This is a genomic window from Acetobacter tropicalis (genome assembly GCF_001580915.1).
In the GTDB taxonomy this organism is placed as follows: Bacteria; Pseudomonadota; Alphaproteobacteria; order Acetobacterales; family Acetobacteraceae; genus Acetobacter; species Acetobacter tropicalis.
In genome coordinates this window covers 16,340-33,184 of the sequence record NZ_LHZQ01000218.1, presented here as the reverse complement: position 1 = coordinate 33,184, position 16,845 = coordinate 16,340, and the positions used below count along the sequence as shown (strand labels likewise).

The following is a 16,845-nucleotide window of genomic DNA, read 5'->3' as shown; positions in this document are numbered from 1 at the left end:
CCCAAGGCAGATTGCCCGTCATGCATCCTGTTTCCGCTCCTTTTCACGTCAAAGGGCGCGGCTGGCGTTACAGCGCCGCCCCGCGCGGATGGGAGCAGGAAATTTTGGTTGAAGGATACATGACCATCGCCCGGAGCCTATACGTTGAGCGCATGACCAGAGGGGAAACAGACTCCTGTTTTCGTGCCTCTGCCGTCACCTCACTGTCCGGGTTGGCCGCTGCCCCTCATTATGTCGTAAATACCTATTCTCGCCTGCCGGAAGAGCCCCCGTTCCGTGCCCACCCGCCCAAGCGGACGCACCGGACAGGCCGGCCACCGGCACACCGGAGTTTTTCTTTTTATGTCAAAGCGTATGCTGATCGATGCGACGCACGCGGAAGAAACGCGCGTTGTCGTTATGGATGGAAACAGACTTGAAGATTATGATGTTGAAGCGGCTGCAAAAAAGCAGCTCAAAGGAAACATCTACCTTGCCCGCGTTGTTCGCGTAGAGCCCAGCCTTCAGGCCGCCTTTGTTGAATATGGCGGCAACCGCCATGGTTTTCTGGCCTTTAGCGAAATCCACCCGGACTACTACCAGATTCCGGTTGCCGACCGTGAAAAGCTGCTCGCCCTGCAGGCTGAAGAAGAAACCCTGCTGGATGATGCCGACAACGGGACCGATGAGACCGAAGCCGAAACGGATCTGACGGAGTCTGACGAGTCCGAAGACGCGGAAACCGAAGCCTCCGCCGAAGGGAACGAAGACGCTCCCCGCACCAATGGCCGCAGCAAGACCCCTGATTATGTCGGCGGTGAAACCGACACTGGCGAAGAAGCGCTGATCCAGAAGCGGATTGCCCGCTTCATGCGCAACTACCGTATTCAGGAAGTCATCCGCCGCCGCCAGGTGCTGCTGGTTCAGGTGGTCAAGGAAGAACGCGGCAACAAGGGTGCGGCCCTTACCACTTATATCTCGCTGGCTGGCCGCTATTGTGTGCTGATGCCCAACGCGCTGCGTGGCGGCGGGGTGTCCCGCAAGATTACATCCGTAGCAGACCGTCGCCGCCTGCGGGATATTGTGTCCGACCTCAACCTGCCCCGTGGCATGGCCATGATTGTGCGGACGGCAGGCGCCCAGCGGCCCGGTCCGGAAATTACGCGTGACTGCGAATATCTGCTGCATCTGTGGGATGATATTCGTGAACTCACGCTTCAGTCGGTCGCTCCCGCGCTGATTTACGAGGAAGCAAGCCTTGTAAAACGCGCCATCCGCGATGTGTACACGCGTGAGATCAATGAAATTCTGGTGGATGGAGAAAGCGGGTGGAAAGCCGCGCGGGACTTCATGCGCCTGCTCATGCCCCAGCACGCCGAGAAGGTGCGCCTGTGGAACAAGGAAAACCAGCCGCTCTTTACCCACTATCATGTGGAAGGGCATCTGGACGCCATGTTCTCGCCCGTGGTTTCCCTGCGGTCTGGCGGGTATCTGGTCATCAACCAGACAGAAGCCCTTGTTGCGATTGACGTGAACTCCGGCAAGGCCACAAGCCAGCGCAACATTGAAGAAACAGCCTTCCGCACCAATCAGGAAGCGGCTGATGAAGTCGCGCGCCAGCTCCGCCTGCGTGATCTGGCTGGCCTGATTGTGATCGACTTCATTGATATGGAGTCCCGCCGCCACAACACCATGATCGAGCGCCGCCTGAAAGACGCGCTGCGCCATGATCGCGCCCGCATCCAAATGGGCTCCATCTCCCATTTCGGGCTACTGGAAATGTCCCGCCAGCGGCTGCGCCCGTCCGTGGCGGAAGCTGCGTTCACGCCCTGCCCGCACTGTCAGGGCACCGGCATGGTGCGTGGCATTGAAAGCTCGGCCCTGCATGTGCTGCGCGCTGTGGAAGAAGAAGGGGCACGCCGCCGTGCGTCCGCCATTACGGTGCATGTGGCCGGAGAGATTGCGCTGTATGTGCTGAACAACAAGCGCGACTGGTTGGCGGAAATCGAAAAACGCCACCACATGGAAATCCTGTTTGCGGCGGATTCCTCCCTGCCTATCCCGGAAATCCGGATTGAGCGCCGCCAGCCCCCGCGGGTAAACCGTGCGCCAACCGTTCTAGCACCCATTGAAAATGTGGTGGCAGATGAAGCGCCGGTGATTGAAGCTCAGGCCGAGGCTCCTGTCGCTGCCGCTGCTATTGCAGAGACAGCCGCCGTGCCGGAAACGGCTGCCGCAGGTGAGGACGAGCCGCGTCGTCGTCGCCGTCGCCGTCGTCGCCGTGGTGGCAACGGGAATCGGGAGGAAGCTCAGCACAGCCAGGATCAGGCACCTGAACAGATTGCACCGGTTGCCGCAGCGGAACAGCCTGCCCCCACACAGGCAGATGCCGACTCCGAGGCAACAGATAATCTGGTTCCGGGCCGTCGCCGCACACGTCACTCCCGCGTGCAGCGTGAAGAGCAGCCCCAGATCCGGGTTGCGATTGAGGAAGGTCCGGCTCCGCGGCCGTCCCGTCCCACATGGCAGGGGCCGACCCCTGCCAACCCGTTTGGCGGCAGCATCGATATTTTCGATCTGATCGAAAGCAGCATGGCCGAGCCGGAACCGGCTCCACAGCCTGCCCGCACCCCGGCCCCTGCCAAGACGTCCGCTCCGGTTGAGCCCGTAAAGGCTGCCCCGGTCATTGTGGAAACGGAAGCCGTGGTGGAAGCCGAAGCGCCTGCTTCAGTCTCCGCTGCCCCGCAGGTGGAAGAAACGGTGGAAACCGTTGCTGTTGAGCCGGAAGAGGCAAAGCCTGCCCGCAGACGGCCCACACGCCGCCGCCGCACGGCAACGCGGACCGCAGAAGAGGAAGCCCCCGCAACTGCGGCGGAGGCTCCGGAACCTGCTGCTGAAAGCGTTGACGCAACTGCCGAGGAAGAAGCCCCAAAACCGCGCCGCCGCCGTGTGACGCGCAAAAAGGCCGACCCCACAGCCAAAACCGAAGCCGCACCTGAAGCGGATGCCGAGGAAGAAGCCAAGCCCCGCACCCGCCGCCGCACCACGCGGAAAAAGGTGGAGACGGCTTCCGTTGCAGACGCTGCTGACGCTGAAGCTCCGGCTGTAGAGGCCGAAAAGCCGGCAGCACGCCGCCGCCGCACGGCAGCCAAAGCGGCCTCTGTCGCCACAAAAACCGAGGCAGCTCCGGCGGAAGACAGCAAGGACGCGGCTGATCCTTCCGTGGTGCAGCCGATTGTCATTGATGATGAGCAACCAGCTTCCCGCCGCCGCACTGGATGGTGGCGCCGCTGAGCTTTCTGCCCGGAGAGACGCATTAAGTCTCTTCGGGCAGGTGCTCTGCCTTTGATACCGGGCCGCCTTGTGCTAGGAGTGCCGCCGTCACGCACTCTTGCCCCTGCTGCCCGACCGGAGTTTTCATGACCGTGCCTCAGCCTGACCTTCAACCCGTACGCCCTTTGGGCACGGAAGAACGGGCCCCCATGGTGCTGGCTCTCCCCAAAGGCCGTATCCTGAAAGCGGTTACCCCCCTGCTGAAACAGGCAGGGCTGGCGCCCAGTGATGATTGTCTGGGCGATAACAGCCGCAAGCTACGTTTTCCCACGCAAGACCCCTGCGTGGATGTTGTGCGCGTGCGCTCCTTTGATGTGGCAACCTTTGTCGCCTCTGGCGGGGCGCAGGTAGGCATCTGCGGCGCAGACGTGCTGATGGAATTTGACTACCCTGAAATCTATGCCCCGCTTGATCTGGGCATTGGCGCATGCCGGATTTCCATTGCCCAGCCCAACACCCTGCCGCATGACCCCGCCGAATGGGCGCGCTGGTCCGAGGTTCGGGCTGCCACCAAATATCCCGCCGTCACCCGCCGTTATTTTGCGGCTCGCGGCATCAACGCCAATATTGTCCATCTGCATGGCGCGATGGAACTAGCCCCCATGCTGGGCCTTTCCCGCCTGATTGTGGATCTGGTGGATACCGGCTCCACCCTGCGCGCCAATGGCCTGCGCGAAGTGGAAACCATTGCGCACGTAACCAGCCGCCTGATTGTGAACAGAACGGCGCTGAAAACGCGGCCTGAAGAGATTTCAGCCATTATCAACAGTTTTCGCACCGCCCTTGAGGCCAACGCCCGACAGACCGAAAAAGCTGAGGCAGAACAGTCTTCATGAAACGCCTTGATATCCGTGACCCCGGCTTTGAAGCCGCTTTCTCCTCCCTTCTGGATGCGCGGGAAGAACAGGGGCAGGAAGTGCATGCCCCCGTTGCGGACATTCTGGCCCAGGTGCGGCGTGACGGAGATACGGCCCTCTGCGCGCTGACGGAAAAATTTGACCATCTTCCCCTCACGCCCGAAAAACTGGCGTTTACAGCAGAGGAAGTGGAAAAAGCCCGGACGCAGGTCAGCCCGGATCTTCTGGCTGCGCTGGATGTTGCGGCAGACCGCATTGAATCCTTCCATAAGGCCCAGATGCCACAGGATATCCGCTACACGGATGATGTGGGGATGACACTGGGGCTCCGCTGGATTCCCTTGGATGCCGTGGGCCTGTATGTGCCGGGTGGCAAGGCGGCCTATCCTTCCTCCGTGCTGATGAACGCCATTCCCGCCCGTGTAGCCGGGGTGGAGCGTCTGGCCATGTGCGTGCCCACACCCAACGGTGTGATCAACCCGCTGGTTCTGGCCGCGGCACACCGCGCCGGCGTGACAGAAATTTACCGTGTGGGCGGGGCACAGGCCGTAGGGGCCATGGCGTTCGGCACCAAGACCATTCGCCCGGTTGACCGTATTGTTGGCCCCGGCAATGCCTATGTGGCGGAAGCCAAGCGGCAGGTGTTCGGCCATGTGGGAATCGACAGCATTGCCGGGCCGTCTGACGTGGTGGTGATTGCCGATTCGGCAACAGACCCGCGCCTGATTGCACTCGATCTTCTGGCGCAGGCCGAACATGATGAACTTGCGCAGGCCACGCTGATCACCCCAGATGCCGCGTTTGCTGATACCGTTATTGCGGCAGTTGAAACGGAACTGCGTACCCTCACCCGGTCTGCCATTGCGGGCGCAAGCTGGAAGCGTAATGGCGCTGTTCTGATTGTGCGCTCGCTGGAAGAAGCAGTCACATTGGCCAACCGTCTGGCCCCGGAACATCTGGAACTGATGGTGGATGATCCGGAAAGCCTGTTTGCCCGTGTACGGCACGCTGGCGCGGTTTTCCTTGGCCGTTTCTGCCCGGAAGCGGTGGGCGATTACGTGGGTGGCCCCAACCACGTACTGCCCACATCACGCACCGCGCGCTTTGCCTCTGGCCTGTCTGTTTTTGATTTCATGAAACGTACCACGTTCCTCTCTGGCGGGCCGGATGCGCTGCGGCGTATTGGCCCTGCCGGGGTGGCGCTGGCACATGCGGAAGGGCTTGAAGCCCATGCGCTGAGCATCTCGGCCCGGCTGGATGTTCTGGCAAAGGGAACACCTAACGCTTGACCGGATACGGTCCCTCACCCATATCTGCTCATCCCAACTGTAACGAGGCTTGAAAATGAACGAAGGACGCCATGTCTAAAGAAGACATGATTGAATTTAGCGGCACAGTGACCGAACTGCTGCCCAACGCGATGTTCCGTGTGAAACTCGACAACGAACACATGATTCTGGCACACACCAGCGGCAAGATGCGCAAAAACCGTATCCGCGTTCTGGCTGGTGACCGCGTGAACGTTGAAATGACACCGTATGACCTTTCCAAAGGTCGTATCACTTTCCGCTTCAAGTAAGACGATGACCGCCTCCGGGCCTGCTGGCGCGGAAACAGCGGTGCGTCCTGCATTTGTGCTGGCTTCGGCATCGCCCCGTCGGCTGGACCTTCTGGCCCAGCTGGGGCTGACGCCAGACCGCGTTTTTCCCGCCAATATTGATGAAACACCGCAGCGTGACGAACAGCCGCGCCCATACGTGCGCCGTATGGCGGCAGAAAAGGCCGCGGCTGTTGCCCATCAGATAACAGAACCTGCCCTTGTGCTGGGGGCTGATACGGTTGTGGCCCTTGGCCGCCGTATTCTTCCCAAGGCGGAAGACCGGGAAACGGCACGCAAATGCCTGACCCTGCTTTCCGGCCGCCGCCATACGGTGCTCACAGCCTTGCGCTGCGTGCCTACTGCTGCGTGGCCTGATGGCCGCACGGGAGAGCGCGTGGTGGAAACGGCTGTCACTTTCTCCCGCCTCACCGACCATCAGATTGAGGCCTTGCTGGATGCCGGAGACTGGCAGGGCAAAGCGGGGGGGTATGCTTTGCAAGGGCATGCTGCCGGGTTTATCCGCTTTATTTCCGGTAGCGCCTCTGGTGTCATCGGCCTACCCCTGTTTGAAACGGCGCAACTGCTCCGTGGTCAGCCGGGCCACTGGCTTCCGTGAGCACCGTTCTCCGCGTTGCCTTCTTCCCCGGCGAGCTTCGGCTTGCCGTTACCCAGCACAACACTCTTCTCGACTACGCTCTGTGGCGGCCTGCCGCCCCTGATGGGGTAGGAGACGTGTATCAGGCCCGCATCAGCGCCCTTATGCCCGCCATGGGTGGTGCTTTTGTGGATCTGGGCAAAGGGGAAAGCGGTTTTCTTCCCATACAGAACGGAAAGGACCCCGTTACGGAAGGCCAGATGCTTACCGTGCGCGTAACCCGTGCGGCGCAAGGCGGCAAAGGCCTGCGTGTGCAGGCACAGGAACCACCTGCCACACCCCTGCCAGACAAACCCTGCCTGCTAACCCGTGGCCCGACACCACTTGAGCGACTGGCAGACCGCTGGCCACAGGCGCGCATCACTGTGGATTCCGCTGCTGCGGCGGCACTGATCCCCCCAACCTTGCGAGACCGTCGTGAGCAGGCCCTCAGCCCTTTCCCTGAAGCCATAGCCCACGCCTGCGATGCACTGGCGGAGGCAAGCGTCTCCCTGCCCGGCGGCATGACGGCGAGCATCACGCCCACCCCTGCGCTGATCGCCATTGATATGGACGCGCCCCCAACGGCAACAGGCTGGACGAAACAGACGGCCCAGTTTGCCGCCAACCGGGATGCTCTGCCCGCCCTGTTTCAACAGATCAGGCTACGCAACCTCTCCGGGGCTATCCTGATTGACCCTGCAGGCCTTTCCACCCGCAAGCGTCAGGCCCTGCTGGAACCCATTAAAGCGATGCTACAGGCAGACCCATTGCGCCCACGCTGCCTTGGTATTACGGCGCTGGGGCTGGTGGAAATTGTCCGGGCCCGTATCCACCCTTCCCTGCCGGAACTCCTCTCCTGCCCGCATGGACAGGCTCTAGCAGCCTTGCGCATTATTCTTGCCAATCATCCCGACGCGACCCAAATTCGAGGTGGGCTGGGGATCATCACCGCGCTGGAAAAAGACCCGCAGGCACTGGCGGACTGCATTACCCAGCGCGGCAAGGCTCTGGCCGTAACACTTGACCCTTCCCTGCCGGATTTTTTCTGGACGACTGACCATGACTAAAACAGCTTCCTGCCCCGTGTGCGGCAAACCTACCCAGCAGGCCACACGGCCGTTCTGCTCCCAGCGCTGCGCGGATATTGACCTCGGGCGCTGGTTTACCGGGCAGTACCGCATCCCCGGCCCCCCGGTTGACGAAGAAAATATGGAGAAAGACGAAAGAAATGACGAAAGGTGACTTGATCCCGCACGCAGGCTGAGATAAACCCCCTCTCACGCCGCGAGGCTGCGGTGCCCAAGTAGCTCAGTTGGTAGAGCATGCGACTGAAAATCGCAGTGTCGGTGGTTCGATCCCGCCCTTGGGCACCATTTTAGACTCCCCCTAGAATCGTGAAGCTTTGATGTGTATTTTCACAGATGTTTGTGCATCTGGCAGGAAATACTTCCTCAGACTTTGGGCCATAAGCGCGTCGCACAGACACAGTCTGTTTTTTTGGTGCTCTTCCAATGGCGGCATCTCTCATGGAAAGCGCATAATATTCTCAGGCCAGGATGCACGCCTGAAGGCGTCCCATAGCCCTCACTTCGGGCGTTCCCTCTGACCATCAGCAGGAACGCCGCGAGGTCACGCCATCTGCGGAATCGTGGCGCTATTTTACAGGTGTGTTCAGTTGGTTGAGGCTCTTCTATTCGTGTGATGCGAAAGCCGGCAGAAGCAACGGCATTGAGATAGTCTCCGATAGTCCTTGGAAAACGAGGGACAGAGAACGGCATTACATTCTCATCTTTGGGGCGATCCCCAAATTTCCAGTTCTCTATAAAACTTTGTTTGCTGAAATAGCGTGCAACGCAGAGGCCGGTTGTCTGACCGTGGTCATCCTTCTGCCATTTCAAGCCCGGTGTAATAAAACAAGGATGCAGCACACTGAATGCAATGAACCCGCCCGGACGAAGCAGAGCGTCTTCTTGATGCTCCAGCCCAGCTTCATGCGTCTTACCGGCGCATGTTACCTTGCTGCCCCTCTGTCTGCCTGCACATACGCAATTATATCACTCCTTCTGCACAATGCCTGACCAGCAACGTTCGCATCTGGAGTTGCGATGATGAAATCTGAAAGAAAGCAGATTTTATAAACAATATTCTTGAATACTCCCGCCTCTTCAATTACCGGAAGCATCGTGCCCTTGAAAAAACCTGGGTGTTACCATGATCAAAAAGAACAAAAATGTTTGACCAAAAAACATAATATGCAGAACTTTGAAAATTGGCATATCTGTTGATTGCGCCTTTATGGCCTGCAATAACACCATGAAAATCCTCATCTGGAGGGTTCTAAAAACCCCTATTTTAATTTTTATAATAGTAGAAATATCAATGGGTTACGATTTTTTATACGGGCGGGAAAGAAGGGGTTTTGAAACCCTCCATCTCCTCTGGTGAAGCCTATAAAATCAGGACAGACAAAATATCGAATCTGTTTTCGTAAATAAAACCCATTCGGAAAATTAAATAAATAACGAGAAGGTTATAAAAATAGTTGAAACGCTATGGCAGAGTAAAAAACGTTTCTCATAAGACCTGATCAGGAAAACGTTCTCCACCCACAAAACATTCAGGCCAGCATGATACAAACTGCTCCAAAAGTGCTGGTATTTGTTCCTACCTAAGAAGAGCGACCTTAGCCTCCCTTTGCAGCTATGCGCTTGTAAGACAGAAAAGAAGGTGAGCTACCCCTGTTTAATAGTAATGGAAAACCGTGCACTCACAAAAAAGGGCGTTCGTGACCGAACGCCCTTAGGATAAAAAACAAGGCGATGCGAACTGCTTCACATCGCCCCTCTGTGGCCTAACGCATTATCAGCATTCTGAACAATTCAACCAGAATGGGTTGCACAACATATTGAATACCCAGCAACACAACCATGGGGCTGAAATCTATTCCCCCCGGCATGGGCAACAGGCGCCGCACGGGTTCCAGCACCGGTTCTGTCAGGCGATTAAAGAACACGCCCACCTTCCAGACCAACTGGTTACGGCTATCCAGAATGCCGAACATGCAAAGATTGATGAAAATGCAGGACAGGAGCAGAATCCAGCAATAAATGTTCAGCAACCGCATCAACAGTGAAAAAAGGCCAAACAGCAAGCGGCAACTCCTTTGAATTCAAAGCATTGAAGGCGAACACCTCCATGCCAAAACCATGCCACAATACAGCTTGACACGCTATTAGTAAGCCCTATACACCCAAAAACCATACAGGCGGGGCTGTAGCTCAGTTGGGAGAGCGCCTCGTTCGCAATGAGGAGGTCAGGGGTTCGATTCCCCTCAGCTCCACCATCGCCTGTCTTAATTCTTTGATTTAAAACGTTTTCCCTGAAAAATTGTAAACTTGACCGTCGTGTTTTTAGTGATGCCCAAGTTCTTTGGCTTTTTGGGTGACTTCATTTTAATGGGGATTATAGTGCAGCACAGAAGCAGTGGGCGGCCCTTACTTTAATTTCGCAATAAACGAATAAGCTAAGCTCTGTTCTCGTGCGCGTTGAGATTAAGAACAGGCTCGAAACCACCTGCTATAAAAAATGCCTGCATGGGCGGTCCCATACAGGCATGATGTCAGCCCGTTGCAGCAGGCCACCTGAAAAACAAATTCAGGCCTGTTCAATATTGTCCTGCTTCACGCCGTGTCCTGCATAGGCCCCCATAATAATGCCGGGCAACACGAATGCGGCTGTGAAAGCAGCAAAACTGATATCATGCAGCCCCAAGCCGAACAGAATAAGATCCACCCCGAAAAAAATGATAGCGCCGTACAAGCCCATATCCATGCCTCCAATGTGCGCCAGTGGGAAAAGCGGCTTTTTTCACCAGCCTTTTTGGCCACAGGCAGCATAAAAAACATGAAGTTTCCGCGCCTCCATCTATGCAGGAAACGCAGTAACCTCTGTTTTTGGAGGCTACTCTTTTTTCTTGATACGTCAATTCTGTATTTTATACCTGAAGTAACAGAACAAATTTGGTCTTGTTTTATATCACACTATATTGAGTTATTTTATTTTTAAATAATTCCTATTTATTCGTTTTTTGGATTAAATTCTGTTTTTTTAGCCGTTTTCCTTCCAGATCAGGCGGGAGCATCATTTTATCGCTTCCTCCACAAATGCGCCATTTTATCACCACATATCCCTTCCTATCATGGCTCTATGGAAAGGTGCCTGCACGGTGCCTCTCCCTTTGATGACGACATAAGGCATTTGGAATGAAAAAAGCTTTGCTGGCCACGGCCCTTACTTTTGGAATGTTCACGGCGGCAGGCTCTTTGGCCCGGGCTGATGAAACTTCCGCGCCGCCGCCACCTCCGCCGCACCATGGCATGTGCCACCCGCACGGCCACATCCTCTCTCTGGATGGCGTTAAGCTGACATCTTCTCAGAAAAAGAAGATCAAGGCGATCATGGAAGCAAACCGTCCAGACCCCAAAGCGGATATGGAACAGGAACACGCCATTCATGAACAGATCCGCACACTACTGACCACACCAGGTCAGGTTGATACCAACCAGCTCACAGCGCTTACGCAGCAGTTGGATACCCTGCGCACCAACCGCGAAACCCAGCACCTGCAAAAAGAAGTGCAAATTCATGATGTGCTGACCAAAAAGCAGCTTGCTCAGATTGCTGCCAAGAAAGAAGAAGCACCCTGCCTTCCGCCGCCCCCGCCGCCTGCCCCTACTGCCCCCGCAGCGGACAAGTAAAACCACAAGAAAGGCTGCCTCTCGGGGCAGCCTTTTTACTGGCAAGCAGGCTTCCTATGCTCCACGGTATCGACGCGAACCAGACTAGCGCGTCTCTTCCATATGAATATCCTCCGCATGCAGATCGGGCATATCGTCTTCTTCCGGCCTGCAGGGAATAGTTTTAACGTTTCTCTGGCTCTGCGCGGCGTCCTCCTCATCCTCAGTAGGCGGTTTGTGCCGATCAAAGCCATTCTGACGGAACCCATCATCCTGCCCCAGGGAATGACCGGGACCGCCTGTAAAGCCACCCATGGCCTGCTGCATACCCATACCGGCAAGGCCACCCGCCACACCCCCTACACCGGGTATGGCATTCAGGGCCATTGGCATGGCACCCCCAACTGTTTTTCCTACACTGCTGAGAAATGTGCCGTGCATGCCATGACGGGCCTGGCCTGATGGCCCTTGCTGGCAGACACTCTGTGCGTCATCATGCCGATGAGAGGCGCATCCCGCCAGAAACAGGCAGACACACGCAAGGCCCACGGCCGGATTTTTGATCATTCACACGCCTGACAGTTCGTTTTTGTGCCAGATCGACGTGCGGAAGCATTGTGACGAAAACAGGGCTCTTTCTGTCAGACTACGCTACAAGACGCACATATTTGCCGCAGGAGTATCTCCCCTATGCCAGAAGAGAACTGGACCGAAGAAAACCCCGAAGATGCCGAAGCGGATGCGCGGGCAGACGCCATTTTCCGCGAGGCAGGTATTCCCGCACCCCAGCCAACAAACCGGAGTTTTCTGGTGGCGGTGATCCTCCCCGTTATTGTGACAGGCGTTTTGCTGATTGCCGGATTATGGATGTTTGCTGGCCCGCTTGGCCTTTATAATTGACGTGGGCTTCCTGATTTTTTCATCCCGGCCTTTATTGCCTCTGGTTCTGCCATAAATTTTTCGTTTTCCTACCGGATGCTTCTTTTCCCATACGCTTTTTGGAGATGTTATTCGTGAAACCGAAAGCCCTCACTGCCCTTGCTGCTCTTCTGGCAACGTGTACTCTGGCCGCCTGCATGCCTCCGCCCCCTGGAGGCGACAGAATGGGTGGTCCTGGTGGCCCCGGCGGAGGGGGAAATGGTGGCAAACATGGCGGACATTACAGTGGCCGGGAAGGCGGCGGCCCTGGTGGCGGCTACGAAAACCAGCAGGGCGGCAGACAGTCTGGCCCCTATGGCAGCATGGGCGGCGGCGGTTACTGAAGCAGTATTTCCACAAAAAAGCCTGCCCTCCAGCACGGAGTGGCAGGCTTTTCCACACGATTTTCAGGCTAGCGCAGCCGTATCAACGCCCTACCTTTTTATCCGGATCTTCCTGTGAGGGCGGATCACTGGCCGGAAAACTTTCTTTCAGAGACTCATCAAGTTCACGCTCTTTCTTCGATGGTTTCTTCTCTTTTTCAGTTTTCGTCATCACGATACCTCCCGCGTTTTTAACGCACGGAAAGTCATCCTGCTCCACATTAGCGCGTACACACTTTTGCGAGGCCTTTTTACCTCCCCTTGAAACAACCCTCACAAAACGGGCGCTCTTACGTCACACAGCAACGTACATGCCCCATTCTGTCCAAACAAGCCTCATCAGGCCGTTGTGTGTAACGTAAATATGTCTGCCCTCCCGGCCTATAATCATAATTACACCATGGTTCATTTGCTGGTTTTCAAAACATCCTTTGTGAATAGCTGATATTTTCATCCAGCCCTTTATTAAAATCATCCTGATCCATAACGTCCGCCTGAACGCTGGCAAACAAATTGGCCAGCGGAAAGGATATTACGAGATGAAAAAAGCACTTATCCTCGCTGCGGCCTTTGGGCTTGCCCTGCCTGCCATGGCACAAGCTCAGGATGACTCTTCCTATCAGTCCCAAAACGGTCATTTCTCCCATAATGGTGAATCTGGTGAACGCGGGCATGGCACTGGCAGCCAGTATGGTGACCGGGGCCCGATGAACGGCATGCAGGATATGCAAAGCATGGGGAGCAATTCTGATAATCGGCGGGGCGGCAACATGGAGCGTATGAGCAACATGCGCGGTAATCGTGAAGAGGGAGACAGTAACGGTGGCAGCCGCCGGGAGAACAGGAGAGAACGGGGTAGCCACAACCACCAGTCTCGCAGCGATAACGACCAGCAGGACGGCAACCAGCAGAACTGATCTACTCCTCCAGAGTTTCCCTCAAGAAAGGCGGCTTTACGGGGCCGTCTTTTTTTAATGTGATTTGTATCAAAACAGATACACCGCAATCAGACCGATACGCGGCAAATACTAAACGCAAAACATGCGCTTAGGGCTCACAAAAACACCCACTGAAGGCAGCGACACCTATCCTTCTATGTTGGAGGAACTCCATGCTGCAACGCCACAATACAGCCTCAAAAACAGGCCACCGTTTGCATGAGGGCATTTTCCCCCTGCACGACAGAATGCTCCCTTATGCGAAGGAAAAACGGGTGAAAACACAGTCTATTGCGGCATTTCTGGCAACCGGCATCCTGATGCTTGGTTCGCCTGCTTTGGCGCAGCAGTTTGGTCCAGGTAACCAGCGCGGAGGCTTCTATCAACAAGGCGGCCGAGACATGCGCGCTACTCCCCCGCCCCCACCGCGTGGTGGACCGGGCGGCCAGATGAGGCATGGCCCCAGAGGCGGCCGAGGCGATAACTTTGATAATTATGACATGAACCGCAGATGGCAGCGCGGGGACCGTTATGACGGCCCATACAGTGACCGCTGGGTTGTTAATAACTGGCGCGGGCGGCCCGGTCTGTGGGCTCCACCTTCCGGTTACCGCTGGCTCCAGTATGGCAATCAGTTCCTGCTGACCAGCATTGCCACGGGTGTTATTGCGGGGGTGGTGAGCGGAGCCATTGCATCTTCCATGGCTCCTTAATTTTTTCTCTCCCACAAAGGCTACCCGCTCCGCGCGGGTGGCCTTTGCATCATGGCCTGTAAAAGCAGGAAATAAAAAAATCCTTACATATTCTGGTGTGTCAGGCTACCGCCTTCACCAACCAATTTCATATGTCATCTTCTACTGTGCGTTGTTTTTGTAATTCTGAGATCATTTGAAGATGCTGTTTATACTCCTCATAATGCTCAGGGGCCTCGTGGACAAAATGCGGGTCATCCATATGCGGCACACGCCCATGATGCCCGAAATTGACCAACCGTGCTTCCATAAGATGAATTTTGCCCAATATATCCGCCTGAATGGCGATAACAGCAAGAGAAGACCCGATAAAAGGGCCTAGCAGATAAATCCACAAGCCATTCCAGTTACCTGCAAACAGATCTGGTCCGAACGAACGCGCAAAATTGGCACTGTTGCCGGAAATCCAGGCGGTAAGTGGGTTCATCACAAAAAAGAAGATCCCTCCAATCCAAGGGGTGATCCACTTGAAACGCGGATGCGCCGCCAACCAGTATAGTGTGGCAATCAACAGACCCGTAACCAGTATTTCAGAACCAAGCGCAAACCAGACAGGCACGCCCGTATAAGGCACGGTCGCGCCGTAATGCACGGCCAGCGCATGCACTTTCCATGAAGAGAGAAAATATCCTGCGCCATAAACAAGCGCTGTTCCCAAAACAGCACCGATAATCTGAGAAATGATGTAACCCAGCGCATCAATCTACACGATTTTTTTTGAGAGCATGAAAGCCAGTGTGACTGATGGATTAAGATGCGCCCCGCTGACCTTGCCAAAGGGGGTCATTGCCGCGACTGTTCCAGCCGGCCCGAAACATAATCCGCACAATGCCGCCTGAATGGCAGGATGCAGAGCGAGATGATCCCCTATCCATGAATGGGGTGCTGAGAGCAGAATAACGCAGGCAAGCCCGACCACCATGAGCACCGCAGTGGCAACCATCTCACACCCATAAAGCCGCCAGTGAAAGGGGCGTTCAGGATGCGGCTCCCCCGCCAGCGGTCGATCATGAAAATGAATGTGGAAATGCGGCCAGTGAATGTGGGGTAATCGGATATGTGGAAGGTGGAAGTGCGGCAAATGAAGATGCGGCAGAACGTGGGACCAATCTCTTTTCTTCTCGTCTTGTGGCATCTTGCATTCCAGTAATATTCATACAATACGCACATTCTGAATATCTGCGCTGTGCGTGTCATGCTCAATACAGAATGTGGCCATTACAATCATAAAATTCAACATAACGTTTTGTTGATAAACATTATAATTACAATACTTATTTAACATTATTATTTATATGGAGAACCTTGATTATTCTGACCATCTATTTTTCGGGACTTATCCTGCTCAGAACTCTTCATGCACGCTTATGCGGCATACGTTAGGCGCTTGATGTTCACGTGGAGGATTTGCAGTCCCTATCCCGGCTTTTCTACCCGCAACTATATTAACAGATTGTGATGCTAGTGTGACTTAAAAAAGAAACACCTTGAGAGACCTCAAGACAGCATAGTGTCCAGTCGGCGTTGCCGCTCGTCCCGTTGTATTCGATTTGCGCCACTCGTCCCTACTGCAACCGCGCAACGAGGTGGCAGGGGCCCCGCCCACCGATATCAAGCTCCAGACTAAAAGGGGTCTTGATGTTAAGCAGTCCCTCTAACTGCTAGGTCAGGTTGAATTGCCCTGGGTTTTGTGGAGACAGCCGGACCCGATAGGTAAGAGATAATTATGAGTAACAAATCGTAGCGTTTTCCGCCTGAATTCCGCGACAGTGCAGCCCGCATGGTTCTGGAAGAAGAGAAAAACCATCCGTCCCGTTGTTCAGCAGTGATGATGATAGCGCCAAAGCTGGATATTCATCCTGACACGCTGTCAAAATGGACCCGTCTTCATGAACGAGCAATGCACCTGCGGTAAGTGAGCTTCCTGATCGGGAGAGATCAGGCAACCGGAGCGTGAGAACCGCGCATTGCGGCAGGCCATGACACGCTTCATTGAGGAACACCGGCAGACATATGGTGTCGGGTCAATCTGCAAGGTTCTGCCGATTGCGCCATCTGTCTATTATGCCCCTGTAGCCAGGCAAAAAAATCCCTTTGTGTGCAACCAGAAAGACAAAGAGCTGTGTCATGAAATCGGCAGAATATGGAACGATAACTTCCGTGTCTACGGAGTACGCAAGGTCTAGCATCAGCTCAGACGCGAAGGCAGGACTATCGCCAGCTGCACGGTAAAGCGGCTGAGGCGCCAGATGGGACTAAAAAGTGTTATTCGTGGCAAAGGGACCAGACCCGCAACGTCCCTGCCGATAGGATCTGTTTCAGCGTCAGTTCCATACACCTGCCTCTGACAGGCTCTGTGCCAGAGGTAGCCTGAGGGAAAAGTGATCCATCATTCCGATAAGGGTAGTCAATATGTGTCTATTCGCTACACGCAAAGGCTGGTTGAAGCAGGCCTCGTTGCCTCTGTCGGAAGCGTTGGGGATTTTTCTATGATAACGCCTTGGTGGAGACTATCAACGGCTCTACAAAACCGAACTCATCTATCGGCAAGGACTATGGAAAAACAAGGAAGCTGTTGAGCTGGCAACGCATAAGTGGGGCGACTGGTTCAACAATCGGCAGCTCCTGTCCTCCATTGGAAACATCCCGCCAGATGAATCACACTTTTGTGCACAACAGAAATCACATGCATTAGCCGCTTAGTTCAGATAA

At 55.4% G+C, this 16,845-nt stretch carries 16 protein-coding genes, 2 tRNA genes, 3 pseudogenes and 1 other annotated feature; of the genes and pseudogenes, 16 read left to right on the top strand and 5 right to left on the bottom strand.

From position 1 onward, the window contains the following. The first annotated feature begins 342 nt into the window (after positions 1–342). From AD944_RS12765 to AD944_RS12730, 8 genes are all read left to right on the top strand, one after another. Positions 343–3,273, top strand: coding sequence for a ribonuclease E/G (locus tag AD944_RS12765; RefSeq protein ID WP_045541607.1), 2,931 nt, complete (start codon positions 343–345; stop codon positions 3,271–3,273). 125 nt (positions 3,274–3,398) lie between these two features. Continuing rightward, positions 3,399–4,148, top strand: coding sequence for an ATP phosphoribosyltransferase (gene hisG / locus AD944_RS12760; RefSeq protein WP_006560086.1), 750 nt, complete (start codon positions 3,399–3,401; stop codon positions 4,146–4,148). After that, positions 4,145–5,458 carry a histidinol dehydrogenase gene (hisD, locus tag AD944_RS12755; protein ID WP_045541608.1) on the top strand — a complete coding sequence of 438 codons (1,314 nt, stop codon included), beginning with the start codon at positions 4,145–4,147 and terminating at the stop codon, positions 5,456–5,458. The genes hisG and hisD overlap by 4 nt, the downstream gene beginning before the upstream one ends. Positions 5,459–5,529: 71 nt before the next feature. Further along, a complete protein-coding gene (gene infA, locus AD944_RS12750) occupies positions 5,530–5,748 on the top strand; it encodes a translation initiation factor IF-1 (RefSeq protein ID WP_003622234.1) in 219 nt (72 codons plus the stop codon). A 4-nt stretch (positions 5,749–5,752) separates the two neighbouring features. Next, entirely contained in the window at positions 5,753–6,385 is a 633-nt protein-coding gene (locus tag AD944_RS12745; protein ID WP_045541609.1) for a Maf family protein, read from the top strand. After that, positions 6,382–7,473 carry a ribonuclease E/G gene (locus AD944_RS12740; RefSeq protein ID WP_045541610.1) on the top strand — a complete coding sequence of 364 codons (1,092 nt, stop codon included), beginning with the start codon at positions 6,382–6,384 and terminating at the stop codon, positions 7,471–7,473. Before AD944_RS12745 ends, AD944_RS12740 begins: the two co-directional genes overlap by 4 nt. Further along, a complete protein-coding gene (locus tag AD944_RS12735; protein ID WP_006560082.1) occupies positions 7,466–7,648 on the top strand; it encodes a DNA gyrase inhibitor YacG in 183 nt (60 codons plus the stop codon). Before AD944_RS12740 ends, AD944_RS12735 begins: the two co-directional genes overlap by 8 nt. Before the next feature lie 55 nt (positions 7,649–7,703). Further along, positions 7,704–7,779: transfer RNA gene (locus tag AD944_RS12730), tRNA-Phe, on the top strand. Between the two features lie 1,478 nt (positions 7,780–9,257). Here the strand turns inward: AD944_RS12730 and AD944_RS12720 are convergent. Next, positions 9,258–9,557: a YggT family protein gene (locus tag AD944_RS12720; RefSeq protein WP_006558819.1), complete on the bottom strand. Its 300-nt coding sequence runs from the start codon at positions 9,555–9,557 to the stop codon at positions 9,258–9,260. 116 nt (positions 9,558–9,673) lie between these two features. Between AD944_RS12720 and AD944_RS12715 the strand changes: the two genes are divergently transcribed. Continuing rightward, positions 9,674–9,749: transfer RNA gene (locus AD944_RS12715), tRNA-Ala, on the top strand. Positions 9,750–10,060: 311 nt separating this feature from the next. On the opposite strand, the gene AD944_RS16840 is transcribed toward AD944_RS12715, so the two are convergent. Then, the gene (locus AD944_RS16840) at positions 10,061–10,237 is read right to left on the bottom strand and encodes a hypothetical protein (RefSeq protein WP_156105402.1); all 177 of its coding nucleotides are present in this window, start codon (positions 10,235–10,237) and stop codon (positions 10,061–10,063) included. A gap of 431 nt (positions 10,238–10,668) precedes the next feature. Here AD944_RS16840 and AD944_RS12710 point away from each other — a divergent pair, with 431 nt between their 5' ends. Next, on the top strand, positions 10,669–11,163 hold the full coding sequence (locus tag AD944_RS12710; RefSeq protein ID WP_035378602.1) for a Spy/CpxP family protein refolding chaperone: 495 nt from the start codon (positions 10,669–10,671) through the stop codon (positions 11,161–11,163). Positions 11,164–11,247: 84 nt separating this feature from the next. Here the strand turns inward: AD944_RS12710 and AD944_RS12705 are convergent, their stop codons facing one another. Further along, positions 11,248–11,709, bottom strand: a complete 462-nt coding sequence (locus AD944_RS12705; RefSeq protein ID WP_035378604.1) for a hypothetical protein — start codon at positions 11,707–11,709, stop codon at positions 11,248–11,250. Between the two features lie 123 nt (positions 11,710–11,832). On the opposite strand from AD944_RS12705, the gene AD944_RS12700 reads away from it, so the two are divergent. Next, complete coding sequence (locus tag AD944_RS12700; protein ID WP_035378606.1) at positions 11,833–12,042, top strand: hypothetical protein; 210 nt, start codon at positions 11,833–11,835, stop codon at positions 12,040–12,042. Positions 12,043–12,155: 113 nt separating this feature from the next. Then, complete coding sequence (locus AD944_RS12695) at positions 12,156–12,404, top strand: hypothetical protein (RefSeq protein WP_145912782.1); 249 nt, start codon at positions 12,156–12,158, stop codon at positions 12,402–12,404. A gap of 82 nt (positions 12,405–12,486) precedes the next feature. Here AD944_RS12695 and AD944_RS17600 read toward each other — a convergent pair whose 3' ends face one another. Then, entirely contained in the window at positions 12,487–12,615 is a 129-nt protein-coding gene (locus AD944_RS17600) for a hypothetical protein (RefSeq protein ID WP_261763918.1), read from the bottom strand. A gap of 367 nt (positions 12,616–12,982) precedes the next feature. On the opposite strand from AD944_RS17600, the gene AD944_RS12685 reads away from it, so the two are divergent. After that, positions 12,983–13,360: a hypothetical protein gene (locus AD944_RS12685; RefSeq protein ID WP_045541615.1), complete on the top strand. Its 378-nt coding sequence runs from the start codon at positions 12,983–12,985 to the stop codon at positions 13,358–13,360. Between the two features lie 194 nt (positions 13,361–13,554). After that, a complete protein-coding gene (locus AD944_RS12680; protein WP_231873651.1) occupies positions 13,555–14,094 on the top strand; it encodes an RcnB family protein in 540 nt (179 codons plus the stop codon). A gap of 127 nt (positions 14,095–14,221) precedes the next feature. Here AD944_RS12680 and AD944_RS12675 read toward each other — a convergent pair. After that, positions 14,222–15,190: pseudogene (locus AD944_RS12675) on the bottom strand (MIP/aquaporin family protein). Positions 15,191–16,106: 916 nt separating this feature from the next. After that, positions 16,107–16,187, top strand: a sequence feature (AL1L pseudoknot). A 99-nt stretch (positions 16,188–16,286) separates the two neighbouring features. On the opposite strand from AD944_RS12675, the pseudogene AD944_RS17740 reads away from it, so the two are divergent. Further along, a pseudogene (locus AD944_RS17740) lies at positions 16,287–16,412 on the top strand (IS3 family transposase); the annotation flags it as partial. 73 nt (positions 16,413–16,485) lie between these two features. Then, positions 16,486–16,836: pseudogene (locus AD944_RS17735) on the top strand (integrase core domain-containing protein); the annotation flags it as partial. Positions 16,837–16,845: the final 9 nt, after the last annotated feature.

Excerpts from the sequence above, each read along its gene's own strand:
- AD944_RS12765 (WP_045541607.1), top strand. The coding sequence starts at position 343 with ATGTCAAAGCGTATGCTGATCGATGCGACGCACGCGGAAGAAACGCGC.
- hisG (WP_006560086.1), top strand. The coding sequence starts at position 3,399 with ATGACCGTGCCTCAGCCTGACCTTCAACCCGTACGCCCTTTGGGCACG.
- hisD (WP_045541608.1), top strand. The coding sequence starts at position 4,145 with ATGAAACGCCTTGATATCCGTGACCCCGGCTTTGAAGCCGCTTTCTCC.
- infA (WP_003622234.1), top strand. The coding sequence starts at position 5,530 with ATGTCTAAAGAAGACATGATTGAATTTAGCGGCACAGTGACCGAACTG.
- AD944_RS12745 (WP_045541609.1), top strand. The coding sequence starts at position 5,753 with ATGACCGCCTCCGGGCCTGCTGGCGCGGAAACAGCGGTGCGTCCTGCA.
- AD944_RS12735 (WP_006560082.1), top strand. The coding sequence starts at position 7,466 with ATGACTAAAACAGCTTCCTGCCCCGTGTGCGGCAAACCTACCCAGCAG.
- AD944_RS16840 (WP_156105402.1), bottom strand. The coding sequence starts at position 10,237 with ATGGATATGGGCTTGTACGGCGCTATCATTTTTTTCGGGGTGGATCTT.
- AD944_RS12710 (WP_035378602.1), top strand. The coding sequence starts at position 10,669 with ATGAAAAAAGCTTTGCTGGCCACGGCCCTTACTTTTGGAATGTTCACG.
- AD944_RS12705 (WP_035378604.1), bottom strand. The coding sequence starts at position 11,709 with ATGATCAAAAATCCGGCCGTGGGCCTTGCGTGTGTCTGCCTGTTTCTG.
- AD944_RS12700 (WP_035378606.1), top strand. The coding sequence starts at position 11,833 with ATGCCAGAAGAGAACTGGACCGAAGAAAACCCCGAAGATGCCGAAGCG.
- AD944_RS17600 (WP_261763918.1), bottom strand. The coding sequence starts at position 12,615 with ATGACGAAAACTGAAAAAGAGAAGAAACCATCGAAGAAAGAGCGTGAA.
- AD944_RS12685 (WP_045541615.1), top strand. The coding sequence starts at position 12,983 with ATGAAAAAAGCACTTATCCTCGCTGCGGCCTTTGGGCTTGCCCTGCCT.
- AD944_RS12680 (WP_231873651.1), top strand. The coding sequence starts at position 13,555 with ATGCTGCAACGCCACAATACAGCCTCAAAAACAGGCCACCGTTTGCAT.